This is a genomic window from Methylotuvimicrobium sp. KM2 (assembly GCF_038051925.1).
Taxonomy (GTDB): domain Bacteria; phylum Pseudomonadota; class Gammaproteobacteria; order Methylococcales; family Methylomonadaceae; genus Methylotuvimicrobium.
Map to the genome: position 1 here is coordinate 1,808,169 of NZ_CP150634.1, position 14,838 is coordinate 1,823,006.

5 protein-coding genes are annotated in these 14,838 nt (G+C 48.3%); 2 read left to right on the forward strand and 3 right to left on the reverse strand.

Annotated features, from left to right (window positions below; all coding sequences use genetic code 11):
* Positions 1 to 626 precede the first annotated feature (626 nt).
* The gene (locus tag WJM45_RS07710; RefSeq protein WP_341328378.1) at positions 627 to 3,419 is read right to left on the reverse strand and encodes an EAL domain-containing protein; all 2,793 of its coding nucleotides are present in this window, start codon (positions 3,417 to 3,419) and stop codon (positions 627 to 629) included.
* 389 nt (positions 3,420 to 3,808) lie between these two features.
* On the opposite strand from WJM45_RS07710, the gene WJM45_RS07715 reads away from it, so the two are divergent.
* A complete protein-coding gene (locus WJM45_RS07715) occupies positions 3,809 to 4,864 on the forward strand; it encodes an HD domain-containing phosphohydrolase (protein ID WP_341328379.1) in 1,056 nt (351 codons plus the stop codon).
* Positions 4,865 to 4,875: 11 nt separating this feature from the next.
* Positions 4,876 to 9,282 carry a transporter substrate-binding domain-containing protein gene (locus WJM45_RS07720; RefSeq protein ID WP_341328380.1) on the forward strand — a complete coding sequence of 1,469 codons (4,407 nt, stop codon included), beginning with the start codon at positions 4,876 to 4,878 and terminating at the stop codon, positions 9,280 to 9,282.
* Positions 9,283 to 10,013: 731 nt separating this feature from the next.
* On the opposite strand, the gene WJM45_RS07725 is transcribed toward WJM45_RS07720, so the two are convergent.
* Both WJM45_RS07725 and WJM45_RS07730 read right to left on the reverse strand, forming a co-directional pair.
* On the reverse strand, positions 10,014 to 11,546 hold the full coding sequence (locus tag WJM45_RS07725; protein ID WP_341328381.1) for a methyl-accepting chemotaxis protein: 1,533 nt from the start codon (positions 11,544 to 11,546) through the stop codon (positions 10,014 to 10,016).
* A gap of 182 nt (positions 11,547 to 11,728) precedes the next feature.
* A complete protein-coding gene (locus WJM45_RS07730; protein ID WP_341328382.1) occupies positions 11,729 to 14,815 on the reverse strand; it encodes an efflux RND transporter permease subunit in 3,087 nt (1,028 codons plus the stop codon).
* Positions 14,816 to 14,838: the final 23 nt, after the last annotated feature.

The window sequence follows — 14,838 nt, forward strand, 5'->3', positions numbered from 1 at the left end:
CAATGGAATTGGGGTGTTGGTCTTTGCAGTGGAGGTGGTTTGCCGGCCCGATGTATGTCTTGATGAACAGAGTAAATATATGTCACATTGCTAATCAAATTTTGGTAACGATAGATATTTCAATTCCGAAATTTGAAGTGTGGACAGCCGCGTAGCCCGGATGGAGCGTAGCGCAATCCGGGAGGTTCGGAGCCACGCCATTCCCGTATTCCGCTACGCTGCATACGGGCTACGCGCTTTAATAGTAACCTGGGAAAGAGCGAATGCGTTGGCCGTTTTTAGCTTGATGCGTATGGCCACCTAGCCCCCTTACAGCAGTTGTCAAAGTTATTTAATACTCGTTCCTAATCAAATTTCGGTAGCGATAAATATATGTCAGTTCCGAAATTTGAAGTGTGGATAGGTGTAATCTATAGGACTTACGCATTGACAGCAGAAAGTAGTCATGAAAGCCTATGGTGACTACTTTTTGATAAAATTTAGTTGTTAAATATCAATATATTAAAAATTTATCTAAAACTTGAAATCCGTAATTTTTACAGAGGAATTAAATCAAAAATCCTTCACTGAAACATATAAGCATATGAATTTTAATTACATATTTTTGTCAATGCGTAAGTCCTAATCTAGTCGTTTTTATCAAGAAACCATGACAAACTCTTGAGAAAGTTTTCTGCATCGGTTGCTGGTAGAGGCTTGCTGAAATAGAATCCTTGCACGTTATCGCAGTGGTTTGCTTTGAGAAAATCCAATTGGTTTTCACTTTCTACTCCTTCCGCCGTAACGGCTTTACCATGAGCGTGCGCTTTATTGATGATCGATATGACGCTGTCCGCATTTTTGATATTGACGGGTAGGGTTCGAATCAGTGCTCGATCGATTTTAATGGTTTGCGCCGGAAGGGAATCGAGCCGCTCCAAAATAGGCGAGTCGGAATTGATATCGTCTATTGCGACCGACAGGCCCGCAGCATTTAGTTGATCGATGATATTCACCGCAAGATCGATATCCTGCATGATCGTACTCTGTTTAATCTCAATTTCCAGCCAATTCGTAGTTGCTCCGAGGGTATCGATATCGCGTAGGATTCTTTCTACCAAGTTCTGTTGTTGAATTTGATTGAGCGAAAGATTAATGCTGATTTTGGCGGGTCTGAGGTTCATCTTTTCCCAAGCCAACGCCTGACTACAGACTTGTCTGACCACCCAGTCGGTAATTTTATCGATTAAGCCGGATTTTTCGGCGATCGGTAAAAATTCCGATGGCGACAAGATGCCTTGTTCGGGATGATACCAGCGGACTAAACTCTCGAAACCGATGATGCCGCTGTTGAACAATGCGTGTCGACTTTGATAATAAATCAAAAAGTGACCGTTCGCGCTTGGGGTTTGAGTATTTTCCAACGGATTTGCCGGGGTTGTCCGGCCTATTCGCAGACAATGTTTAACGGTTTTCGCCAAGTCTTCGGTCAATTGTTCGGAGCTTATGAAAGCCGGTTGCATGTCCTCGGAATAAAAGGCATAACCTAATTTTTCTTTCTTGGCGTGAAACATCGCGGTATCGGCATGATTGATTAGGCTATCGCCGTCGGTGCCGTTGTCCGGATATACAGAAACGCCGATGCTGCTTCCCACGGTCAGCATTTGTTCGCCGATGTAATAAGGCTGTTGCAAGACTTTAATGAGCTTTTCAGCGACCGATAGGGCGGCTTGGGCGTCGGAATCAGGTAGGAGAATGACGAATTCATCTCCGCCCATGCGGGCTGCAATATCGGAATCGCGTATGACCGACAGTATTTTTTGCGCCGTTTCCTTAAGAACTTCGTCTCCTGCTGCATGACCGAGCGTGTCATTGATCGATTTAAACTTATCCAGGTCAAGATAAAACAGCGTAATCGAAGCTTTGTTCCGGTGCGCAAGATTGATCGCTTGTTGTAGGCGATCGGCGAATAAGCGCCGATTAGCTAGACCGGTCAGGTCGTCGTAATAAGAAAGGGATGTGAGTAATTCATGCGTTTCTTTACGCTCGGTAATATCGTGTGCAATACCGTCGACGCCTATGCATTGGCCGTTTTGGTCAAATACGGGCGAGTCCATGACTTCAAGCCAATGAATATAACCATTACTATCGTAAACCTCGACTTCGTAAGGCGGTTGAGGCATGCCTTTTAAGCATAAATCCGTGTTTTTATCGATATTTAAATTAGCGGGGTTGTCGGTCAGGAATTCGCGGTGATTGGCGATAAACTCTTCCGTACTGTAGCCGAGTATATTACTGACCGAGGGGCTCACATAAGTCAGTAATCCCGAAGGGTCTTGGCGATAGAAAAAATACTCATGACGCAGATTCTCGACTAAGCTACGGTATTTTTGTTCGCTGGCTTTAAGTTCGGCAGTCCGTTGCTCGACCAAGTTTTCCAGTTCGTTTTGTAGATTGACTAACTGTTGATTGGCGAGCAACACTTCATCCTTGGATTGTTCGATACGGCGGTTTTGTCTTCGGACTTGAACAATCCAAAGCAACATGATGAGAAGCACGAATGCGAATGCAGCGACAATTTTTCCGATCAGGACATAGTCGGTGACTACCGTTTCAACCTTGGGCACCCATTTTTCGAAGATCGCCTGTTTTTCATCGGAGCTGAGCGAATCGAGTCCTTTTTGTAATATCGAAGCCAATTCCGGCCAATCCTTACGTATCGCGATACTTTCGTTTGCGCTGTTGTGATCATAGAACGCCGCTATATTAAGATCGTTGAGTTGGTGTTTATCGATTAAAAAATGACCTGTTCCGGTAAAAGTGATTGCTGCGTCCGCTTGCCGGTTAGCAACTGCTTTAAGTCCTTCGAGGAAAGATTCGACCGCATGTATTTTGATCGAAGGAAATTCTTCGCGAACTCGGTCGACATATTGATAATTGTCGACCAGGGCGATTTTTTTGCCGGCGATATCGGTGCGGCGCTTGATGGTGAAATTGTCTTTTCGGGCAATGATGACTAGCGATTTGTTGAGATAGGGTTGAGTAAAGAAAAACCATGTACGACGCTCCGGTCTATTAACCATCGTTGCCACGACATCGGTTTTTCTTGCGACGGCTGCTTCGTAAATTCGGTTCCATTCGGTTTGCGGATAAATTTCGAAGTCAATGCCTAATCGCCGGCTAAGTAGACTAATGATTTCAACAGCAACGCCTTCGACAATGCCTTCATCATTGACAAAGCTAAATGGAGGAAAGTCTCCGTCGAAAGCGATTCGGATTTTTTTATGCTTTTCCAGCCACTTCTGTTCTTCTGGATTCAAAGTTATAGTGCTTACCGGAACCGATGCTGCAGCCGAGTCGATCGTTGAATCAGCGGCAACCGACGGCATCGTTAAAAAAAGTAAAATAAATGGGATAATCAGTTGCACAATGAGATTCATGAATGAGTAAGAGTACGGAAAGCGTTTTACGCCCGTAATTTGTAATAAATTATAGATGGTTTTGTATTGAGTATGGGCAAGTTTTAGGCAGTTCGGTTCCCGGAAACCTATTCTTACTATTTATAGTTAGTAAGTTATTGATAAAAAATTGGAATGGCGATTCATGATTCAATTGGGCATTATTTTGTAATACTGTTGTTTCAATCATAACCAGCGATAGCCTTATTGAGTCCAAGCTATGCCGCCGCGATTTGCAATAAAAACCCTTTATATAATTTAAAAATCATTCAAATCGGCAAGTCATTGATTGCTCAACATTGACCATAGACAATTTCGGATTTGATTGCTACGCTTAATAGCACATTTCATGAAGCAATCGAACACACCCTATGCTTACATTCAATCGTATTCTGATTGTCGATGACGTCATCGATAACATTCGTGTCGCCATGAACTTTTTAAAGGAAGACAATTACGATCTCTCGTTTGCCGGCAGCGGAGAGGAAGCGTTGCGACTCATTCGAGATAATCCTGCGCCGTTCGATTTGATTCTGTTGGATATTATGATGCCGGGCATGGAAGGCTTTGAAGTCTGCCGAATTTTAAAAACTAATCCGCGCTATCAGGATGTGCCGATTATTTTTTTGACCGCCCGTGTCGATGTCGATTCAGTAGCGAAAGGCTTTTCTGTCGGCGGCGTCGACTATATAACCAAACCTTTTCATGCCGATGAATTATTGGCGCGCGTCAAGACGCATATCGACTTGTTTCATGCAAAAAAATTACTGCATGAACATAATATCGCATTGGAAGCAAAGGTCGCTTATGAGCGAGTCCGCTTACTTACGGAGTTGGAAGAAAATCAAAAAGAGATGATCTTTATGCTGACCGAATTGATGGAGTCGACTTCGGATGAAACGGGAAAACATATCAAGCGTTTGTCCGAGATTTCAGCATTGTTGGCTAAATATCATAAAAGTCTCTCCGTTCACGATATGGATATGTTGTATCATGCCTCCCCTATGCATGATATCGGCAAGATGATGATACCCAGGGAAATATTGAATAAGCCGGGACGATTGACCGAGGAGGAATTTAATGTCATCAAGTCGCATACTACTAACGGTTATCAACTACTATGCCGTTCGGATCGAAGAATCATTAAATCCGCTGCCGTCATCGCTCACGAACATCATGAGAAATGGGACGGTAGCGGATATCCGCGCGGATTGAAGGGTAACGATATTCATATTTACGGTCGAATCGTCGCATTAGCCGATGTGTTCGATGCGTTGACTCATGCACGATGTTATAAAGCCGTTTGGAGTCGCGATCGGGTTGTCGATTACATTGAGGGACATCGCGAAACGCAGTTCGACCCGGAATTGGTCGATATTTTCCTGGATCATGTCGATGAGTTTTTTGCAATCGCCGATTTAAAGTGAGTGTCGGTTCAATGCCGCCGATGCTTTTAAAAAGCGCTATTGTCATTTTGTTGTGCTTCTTTTATCTATTTTTAAGCAGCGCACACGCAGCAGGAGACGAATCGGCGCTAGACTCGGTCAGTATTCAATTGCGCTGGGAACATGGCTTTCAATTTGCCGGCTACTATGCGGCTATCGAGAAAGGTTTTTACCGGGACGAGGGACTCGAAGTTCAGTTAAAGGAAATCGATTATTCGAAAGACTTCGTTAAGCAAGTCCTCGGCGGGGAGTCGGAATACGGCGTAACCGATAGCACTTTGCTGATCTATCATTTACAGGGCGATCCGGTCGTTCTGATCAATCAATTCTTTCAACATTCTCCGCTGGTATTTATAGCACGCCGTGATTCGGGCATTGTCAGTCCTTATGAAATGATCGGCAAAAAGGTCGCGCTCGACTTATCCAGTCGCGGCGATGCGGCGTTGAATGCGCTGCTGCTGAAAACCCTCGGCGATCTCAATAAAGTTCAACGGATCAAGGCAACCGGTGACTCCTATCAGGATTTAATCGACGGCAAGATCGATGTCGTTACCGCCTACGCGTCTTCCCAACCGTTTCTTCTAAAAGAGCAAGGAATTGAAGTCAATGTCATTAATCCGCAAAATTATGGAACCGATTATTACGGAGACAATTTATTTACCACCCGCAATGAAATTATTGAGCATCCCGAGCGAGTCGAAAAAATCAGCCGGGCGACGCTCAAAGGTTGGCAGTACGCGCTCGATCACCCGGAGGAAATCATCGAGCTGATTATCGCTCGTTATAACCCTAAGCTTTCCCGAGCGTATCTGGAGTATGAAGCGCATATGACCCGGCAGATGATTATTCCGGAGTTGATACAGTTAGGCTCGGTCGATCCTAAGCGTTATCGTTTGACGGCCGAGGATTATCAACGTTTGGGTTTTGTCGAGCACAGTCGTATCGGGGATGATTTTTTTTACCGCTTGCCGAATGCCGAGACCGGTCCTGTATTGGCTTTTTCGGCGAAAGAGCGGGCCTGGATAAAACGCAACCCGGTGGTCCGATACGGTGGAGAGCGGGATTGGGCGCCTTACGATTTTGTCGATCGCAACGGCGCTCATACCGGCTTGAGCCGGGATATGTTGCAATTGATTGCGCAATATACCGGCTTGATTTTCGAAGCGGAGATCGACGAATGGAATAATCTGTTGCATAAATTTCGGCAACGCGAAATAGACTTATTGCCATCGCTTTATTATTCCGAAGAACGCGCCGATTATATGCTTTTTACCGAACCTTACCAGTGGATGCTGGATTATTTTTTCATTCATGAAGATGTCCCAGCCAAGTCCCTGGCGGATTTAGCCGGCAAAACGATCGCGATACCGAAAGGCTTTTTACATGATGACACCATAAAAAGCATGTTCCCGGAACTGAATATTCTCGAAGCCGAGGATCTAATGGGAGCTTTTCAAAGCGTCATCGAGAGAAAAGCGGATTTACTGGTCGATGCGCATTCGGTTATCACCTATTGGCTGAAACGCAATGCGATTACGACGATTCGTCCGTTTAAGGTATTGTCTCCCGGCGAGGCTCAGCAATTGCACATGGCAGTACGTACGGATTTGCCGGAGTTGCATTCGATTTTGAACAAAGCGCTTGCAGCGATTCCCGAACAGGAAAAACAAGAATTGCAAGACCAATGGTTCGACCCCAGGTTTAAGGGGCGAACGGTCGCTATGACCGCGGACGAGCAAAAATGGTTGGCCGAACATCCGGTGATTCGAATTGCCGCCAAGAGAAATAGGATGCCTTACGAAAGCGTCGATCACCAGGGCCGATATATCGGCATGGCGGCGGACTATTTAGCATGGGTTGCCAAAATACTCCGTATCGAGTTAGACATTATTCCGGTTGAATCGTGGCGCGAAGCCAACCAAAAAATCGAACACGGCGAAGTCGATATCGTGTTTGAAGCGCTGGATAGTTTAGACGATAAACGCTTGGTTTTTAGCGATTCCTTTTTCAGTAGTCCAGTCGTGATTGTGATGAGCGATCGAGAGCCCTATGTCGATAGTATCCGGCAAATTCGGCATCGCCGATTGGCGATCGTCAAGAGTTACGCTTATGCAGCGACCATTGCCGATCATTATCCGGAAATCGATTTTCATTATGTGGATTCGGTCGCCGAAGGTTTGACTGCGGTTTCGACAGGCAAGGTAGAGGCACTGTTTTGTACGCTAGCCGCAGCCGGTTACCAAATTGCTGACCAAGGCATCCATAATATCCGGATCGTCGGTAAAACCGAATTTACCAGCGAGCTGGGTTTCGTAGTTGCTGCGAAGCAGGCACAACTGGCTCCGCTGTTAAATCGCGCCTTACATGCGATCGGACCAAGCGAACAACAGAAAATACGCAATGCTTGGGCAAGCAAAAGTATTGCCGAAAAAATCGATTATCGTTTGATCGCGTGGATCGTTGGGGGCTTTTTACTGATATTGGCGTTCGTGTTCTTTTGGAACCGGCGTTTGGCCGACGAAGTGGTTCGGCGAAAGCAGAGCGAACAAAAAGTCGCATTATTGAACGAACGGCTAACGCTCGCGGCCGGAATTGCATCAATCGGCGTTTGGGAGCTAAATTTGACCGGCGAACCCTATTTGCTGTTCGACGAAAGGATGTTCGACATATACGGTTTACCGAAACAGCCGAGTCTTGCCTTTACCGAATGGATAGAACGTATCCATCCGGAAGACCGGTCGCTGGTTCATTGCTCGATCAGTCAGTTACAACAACGCGATGATCAAGCTCATAAGGAATACCGGGTTATTCGTCCGGACGGTATCATTCGCACACTTTACAGCGCCAGCCGAATTATTGGCGACGACAATAAACCGGGGAAAATCATTGGGGTGAGCTGGGATATCAGCGAGCGAAAAAATGCTGAAATCGCGCTGGCCAACGCCAAGGAGCAGGCGGAATCGGCCAATCAAGCCAAATCCCGTTTTCTTGCGAACATGAGTCATGAAATCCGAACGCCGATGAATGCGATTATCGGTTTTACCGAATTGCTCGACGAGCAAATCAAGGAACCCCATCTCAAATCTTTCGTGAAAACGATCAAAGCCGCCGGACAAAGCCTGCTGGCATTGATCAACGATATTCTGGATTTATCGAAAATCGAGGCCGGTAAACTCAGTATCGAAAAGCAAGCTTGCAATCCGCATCAATTATTTGCCGAACTGGGCGGAATTTTTACGATGAAAATGAGGGAAAAAAATTTGGCATTGATTTTAAATGTCGACCCCGCCATTCCGAACAGCTTGGTGCTCGACGCCACGCGTTTGCGTCAAGTGCTATTCAATTTAATCGGCAATGCCGTGAAATTTACCGATCAGGGTCATATTCGTTTGATTGCGCGTACCGCTAATGAAGACGAGATTCGTAGTCGATTGGATTTATGTATCGATGTCGAGGATACCGGTATCGGCATTTCACAGGAACATCAACAAGTTATTTTTCAAGAATTCGAGCAATCGGAAGGGCAGGATATTCGTAAATACGGCGGTACCGGTTTAGGGCTTGCGATCAGCCGTCGTTTGGTCGAAATGATGGGTGGCGAGATTACTGTGAGTAGCCGTTTGGGCGAAGGCTCCAGGTTTACCGTCAGGCTTTACAATGTCGATATCGCGTCCATCGAAGAATCCGAACCAATGCCGATCGGGACGAGTCATCAAAAAATCCGGTTTCACCCGGCAACGGTTTTGGTCGTCGACGATATCGAAAATAATCGGCGTTTATTGCAGGAGAATTTTTCCGGAACGGCTTTGACTGTCTTGACGGCCGAAAACGGGAGGGATGCCGTCGAAGCGGTTAAACGGCAGACTGTCGATTTGATATTGATGGACATTCGTATGCCGGTGATGAACGGCTATGAGGCGGCCGAGATAATAAAATCGGTTAGCGATACGCCGATTATCGCGTTGACCGCGTCGGTCATGAAAGACGAATACGACCGGGTAAAAACCGCGCACTTCGACGCTTATCTGAGAAAACCGGTGTTGAAAGCCAGCTTGATTGAAGAACTGGCCAAATTTTTACCGTTCGATAGGGATGAGGAGGATCGAGCTGATCCGGTTCAAGTGTTATTGACTGAAGATCAACGGGCGATATTGCCTGAAGTGTTGGCGGCCTTGGAAAAATTGAGTCCTCAATGCGAGCAGGCGGCCTCTAATAATAATATTTCGGCAATGAAAGCATTTGCCGAAAACGTGTCGGCAATCGGCGAGCGTCACCGGTTTACCCCAGTCCTTGACTATGCTGAACGTCTCGAACGGCATATCGATAGTTTCGATATTGTCGAAATCAAGCAAGGTTTGAATGAGTTCTCGGCTCTAATCGAGCTATTGCGGGATTCGTAGGGCATTGCACTCGTTAGTTGAATCCGCGTTTCAAATCCGCGAACTTTCACAGTAACGTTCATGAAGGCCTAGCCATCGTCCCGGTAAATGAAAGCTCTCTGGGGTGGGGAGGGTGCGGTCACTCGCCCGATAGGACGCCGTGAACCCAGCACCTAAATCCAGCACCTAAATTCCATAGGTCTTTGGCAATGATTCAAAATCATGGCTTATTTAGGTGCTGGATGAATTATCCAAGATAGTTTACCAAAGCCAATGAGCTATGGAATTTAGGTGCTGGGTGAATACGTCCATGTAGGCTCGACGGCGGCTATCCCTACCGCCGACGCCTGTCGATCGAGCAACCGCCCCCCTCTTCGGAACCGGCATTGTGTTGAATATCGAAAAACTAGATTAAGCCGCGTAGGTCGGGTTAGCGCCAGCGTAACCCGACGTTTCCGGATAGTCGGGTTACGGCTACGCCTAACCCGACCTACCCGCTAGCCATCGCCCCGGCAAATGAAAGTTCTCGGGTGGGGAGGGCGCGGTTACTCGCCCGACAGAACGCCGACGTCTGTCGGTCGGTCGAGCAACCGCACCCTCTTCGGAACCGGCATTGTATTAAATATCGAAAAACTAGATTAAGATTTCAAATCCACGAACTTTCACAGTAACGTTATCTACTATTTTATGGCAAGCTGTTGAAAGACTTCATGAACTTCATGTGCTTCATGGTTAAACTGCCGAATTTAGAATTAACGGTTTTGGACGTCATCATCGACTTTGAAAAAAGCCATGGCTTGCTGAAGTTCCTCGGCATTGCCGGAAAGTTCTTCGGCCGTCGCCGCAAGCTGTTCGGAAGCGGCGGCATTTTGTTGGGTGGCCTTGTCCAGCTGCGTCATCGCTTCGTTGATTTGGGCCAAGCCCGATGCTTGTTCGTTACTGGCGGATGTGATTTCTTCGATCAAGGTTGCGGTTTTGCCGATATCCGGAACGATTTGTTGTAGCAATTGCCCGGCTTGGTTGGCGATATCGACGCTGTCGGTGGCCAGTTCGCCGATTTGTTCCGCGGCTTTGCGGCTATTTTCGGCGAGATTTCGAACTTCCGATGCGACGACCGAAAAGCCGCGCCCGTGTTCGCCGGCGCGAGCCGCTTCGATCGCGGCATTGAGCGAGAGCAAATTGGTTTTTCTGGCAATGTCTTCGATAATCTCGATTTTATCGGCAATTTCGCGCATTGCCTGCACGGTCCGAGATACCGCATCGCCACCTTGTTGTGCTTCCATTGCCGTTCCTGTCGCGATTTTGCTGGTTGCGACAGCATTTTCGCTATTGTGTTGCACCGATGCGGTCAGTTGTTCCAAGCTGGAAGTCGTTTCCTCCAGTCCCGAGGCTTGTTCCGTGGCGCTTTGGCTAAGGCTCTGCGAGGTCGCGCTGACTTCGTTCGCGGCACTGGTCAAATAATCCGCACGGTTTCTGACTTCCTCAACCGTTTGCTTAAGGTTGTTGATCATTTCCGCCATCGATGCATACAAGCTTTCCTGGTCGCCGGGTTTGACATCTAATTTCATCGTCAAGTCGCCAAAGGCCATACGTTTCGATATCGCCGCCAGTTCCGCCGGTTCGCCGCCGAGCTGTTTAAGAATGTATCTGACGATGACAGTGGCAAGGATGATACCCGCCAAAACCGCAGCAATTGTAATGACAGTCAAAACGAAACGAGCTTGAGTGCTGTCGTTTTCCATGGCTTGTTGAATGGCGGCTGCCGAAGCATTGACGATGTTGCGCATTTGCCCAAGATAATGCTGCACGCTTTGGAGATTGGGCACTGTTTCGTTTTTATATAGCGCGCTGGTTTGTTGAGTGTCGCTCAGGTCAGTGTTTCGGGCCGTGTTGACGCGCGCATCCCGGATTAATTTCGCCGATTCGTGCAAGAGCCGGTGCGGTTCTTCGACATCGGCGAGTAGAGGTTTTAATTCCGGAAAGCGCGATTCGGCGTGCCGTCTTTCCTGACCGTAAAACCATTTTCCGAAGGCGCATTGCGTATGATCCAACTGTATATTCAAATCATGCGCATGATCGTCATAAACAAAGTCATTGAGTTGGGCCGCCCAATTTAGATGATCGACCTCGCGCTCGACCAAAGCGGTTCGCAGATTATCGGCTTCGACGACATTACGAGTTTCGTCGACTAGCGAAATAAGCCGTTGAATTCCGAATCCGGATGTCAGTAATAACAGAGCCAGGATGCCGGCGAAACCAAGTGAAATTTGCGTTCTGAGTTTCATGGATGAGACTTGATATGAAGATAAGATGATTTAAATTTTAGCGCACAAAATTTTAAATGCTGCTATTAATTCTAAGGGTCGGCGTCCTTTGACGGGCACCCCGGTGCCGAATTTTGATCTACGAAGGGTATAACTTCTTCTTCATGATCTTCATGGTGAAATGCTTTTTCTAGGTTCATCGCTTAAAGTTTTCCCTGAAATCTGCCGAATCGTAACAAAATAACCGGCATGAGTAGTAGGTTGAGTAGCGTCGAGGAGGCCAAGCCGCCGATGATGATTGCCGCCATCGGCCCCATGATTTCGCGCCCCGGATTATCGCTATTCAGTGCGATAGGCAGCATCGCTAGCGCGGTGACCAATGCGGTCATTAGAATCGACGGCAGCCGTTCTTCCGCCCCTTGCATGGCCGTGGCGAAATCCCAACTTTTGCCGTCGGTTTGCACTAGATGCCGATAATGGGCGATCAACATAATGCTGTTACGTACTGTGATTCCGAACAGCGTGATGAAACCGACGACAGAACCGACCGATAGTGTCGCGCCGGTCAATAACACCGCCGCAACACCGCCGATCAGTGAAAACGGCAGATTTACGAGTGTCAATACGGTGTGGCGAAAGCTGCCGATCGCAATGTGGATGAGCATCAATACGCCCGCACCGGCCAACAGCGAATGCAATATCAATTCTTGACGGGCCTCGGCTTGTTCGATCGCGGCGCCGGTAAATTCCGGATACATATCGGCCGGAAATTGGATTTCGCCGAATACTCTTTGCTTCAATTCGGCGACGAACGACTCGTAATCCCGGCCGATAATGTTCGCGGTAACGGTCTGCCGTCTTTGCGCTCCTTCATGCAGGATATTGTATCGTCCGGAGCTTTGCTCGATAGCGACGACTTGCCCGAGCGTCACGAGCGTACCGTCCGGGGCGCGTATCGGCAGTTTTTTAAGTGCTTCGGGCTTATTGCGGAGATTGGCATTGAGGGTAACCGCAATGTTGTCAATGCGGTTACCCTCGAGATGTTTGCCGACGATGCGGCCTTCATAGGCGCTTTGTACGGAACTCATGACGTGCGCCGGGCGAATGCCCCAAAATGCCAGCTTGTCCGATTGCAAGCGGATTTCGAACATCGGCGTGCCGGGCGGCGAGCGGACCGTCACATCGGCTGCTCCCGGCATCGATCTTAACAGTCCAGCGACTTCCGCAGCCTTCATATCGAGAGCTGCCAAGTCATTGCCGAAAACATTGATCGCAAGTGGCGACGTATAGCCGGAAATGGTTTCGTCGACCCGTTCGGTCAAAAAGGTATTGGCTTCAAACGCGATGCCCGGAACTCCGATCAAAGTCTTACGCAGTTGGTCCAAGACTTGTTGTTGTTCCGGACCGGACATCGGCGCCAGGCGCACTTCATATTCGCTGTAATGACTGCCGTAGGTATCGGCGCCACGCTCCGCGCGCCCGGCCCATTGCGAAACCGAAACGATGCCCGGAATTTGTAAAAATTGCTCGGTGATTTTCGTACCGATTCGGATCGACTCTTTCAGCGCCGTGCCCGGAATACTGCTGGTATGCACGATATAATGACCTTCACGTAGCGGCGGTAGAAATCGGCTATTCGTGAACAACAATGCAGCCAGGCCGGCGACACAGATTAGCACGGCAGTCGCTATCGCTAATTTAAAATGCCGGCTAACGAAACCGAGACAACGCCGGTAAACCGGTTTCAAGCACCGGATCAGCGGCGGTTCTTTTTCGCGTGAGTCGTTTTTCCTCAATAACAGGAAGCACAGAGCCGGAGTTAGTGTTAATGCCGCGACTAGCGACATGAGTATGGCAAGAATGTAGGACATGCCCAGCGGTGAAAATAGACGTCCGGCGACGCCGGTCAAAGTTAGCAGCGGTACGAAAACGAGGGCGACGATAAAACTGGCATAGACCACAGAGCCTCTGACTTCCATCGAGGCGGAGTAGATGACTTCGGAAACAGGGAGCGGTGCTGCCGAAAGCCGATTTTCGCGGAGTCGACGAAAGATATTTTCGGTATCGATGATCGCATCGTCGACGACTTCGCCGAGTGCAATGGCAAGTCCGCCCAAGACCATGATATTCAAATTGATGCCGAATTCGAGCAGCACTAGAACAGCGGCAATCAGCGATACCGGTATTGCCGTCGCGGCGATGAAGGCGGTCCGTATTTCGAATAGAAATAGATAAAGCACGATCAGAACGCACAAGCCGCCGATTAATAAATGTCCCGATAAGTTATGCAACGAGGTTTCGATGTAATCGGCCGGACGGAATAAGTTCGGATAAAAATCGATCGCTTGCTTGGCGAATAGTGTATTGAATTCGCTCAAGGCTTTTTCGACTTGTTTCGAAACGGTGAGCGTATTGGCGCCGTATTGGCCGATGACCATCATGACGATACCCGGATGGCCCATGATTTGTGCGGCGCCGATCGGAGGTTCCGGCCCATAGCGAATATCGGCGACATCGGCGAGTTTGATGCTTCGGCCTTGAGTATGTCTAACAATAATATCTTGTAGGCGTTCGGGGCTGAGATTTTGGCCGGAAAGCTTGATGCTAAAACGCTGGTTGTCGGTTTCGATAAAACCACCGCCTTGAAGGTTCGTCGATTCCAAGGCAGCTTGAACGACTTCGTCGAGCGCCAAGCCGAAGCGCTGCAAACGGGCGGAGTCGACTTGAATTTGCAATTGCCGAATTTCACCGCCGAATACATTGACATCGGCAACGCCAGGGACCGCCATTAATCGCGGCACGATCGTCCAATCGGCAAGGCTTCTCAGCGCCATTAAATCCTGCCGATCCGAATGGAGACCGATCGTCAAAACCGTTGCCGATGACGAAGACAGCGGCACGGCAAGAGGCGGGCCGATGCCTTGCGGCAGACGATTGGCGATACCGGCCAGGCGTTCGCCGACCATTTGCCGATTTCGGTGGATATCGCTGCTTTCTTCAAAAAGCGCGGTCACGACCGATAAGCCTTGTATCGATTCCGAGCGGACCGTTTTTAAGCCGATCAGTCCCGAGATCGAGCTTTCAATCGTTTGCGTGACCAGCGTTTCGACCTGCTCGGCGGAATAGCCGGGCGCTTCTGTTTGGATGACGACTTGCTTCGGCGAGAACTCCGGAAAAATATCGAGGCCTGCCACGGCGAAACGATAAAAGCCGTAGACGAATAGAACTATTGCCGAGACGATCACGATGCCATATTGACGGATCGCAAAGCGTATTAAGGCGCTCAACATTTTAAAACAGATTTTGCGCCGCC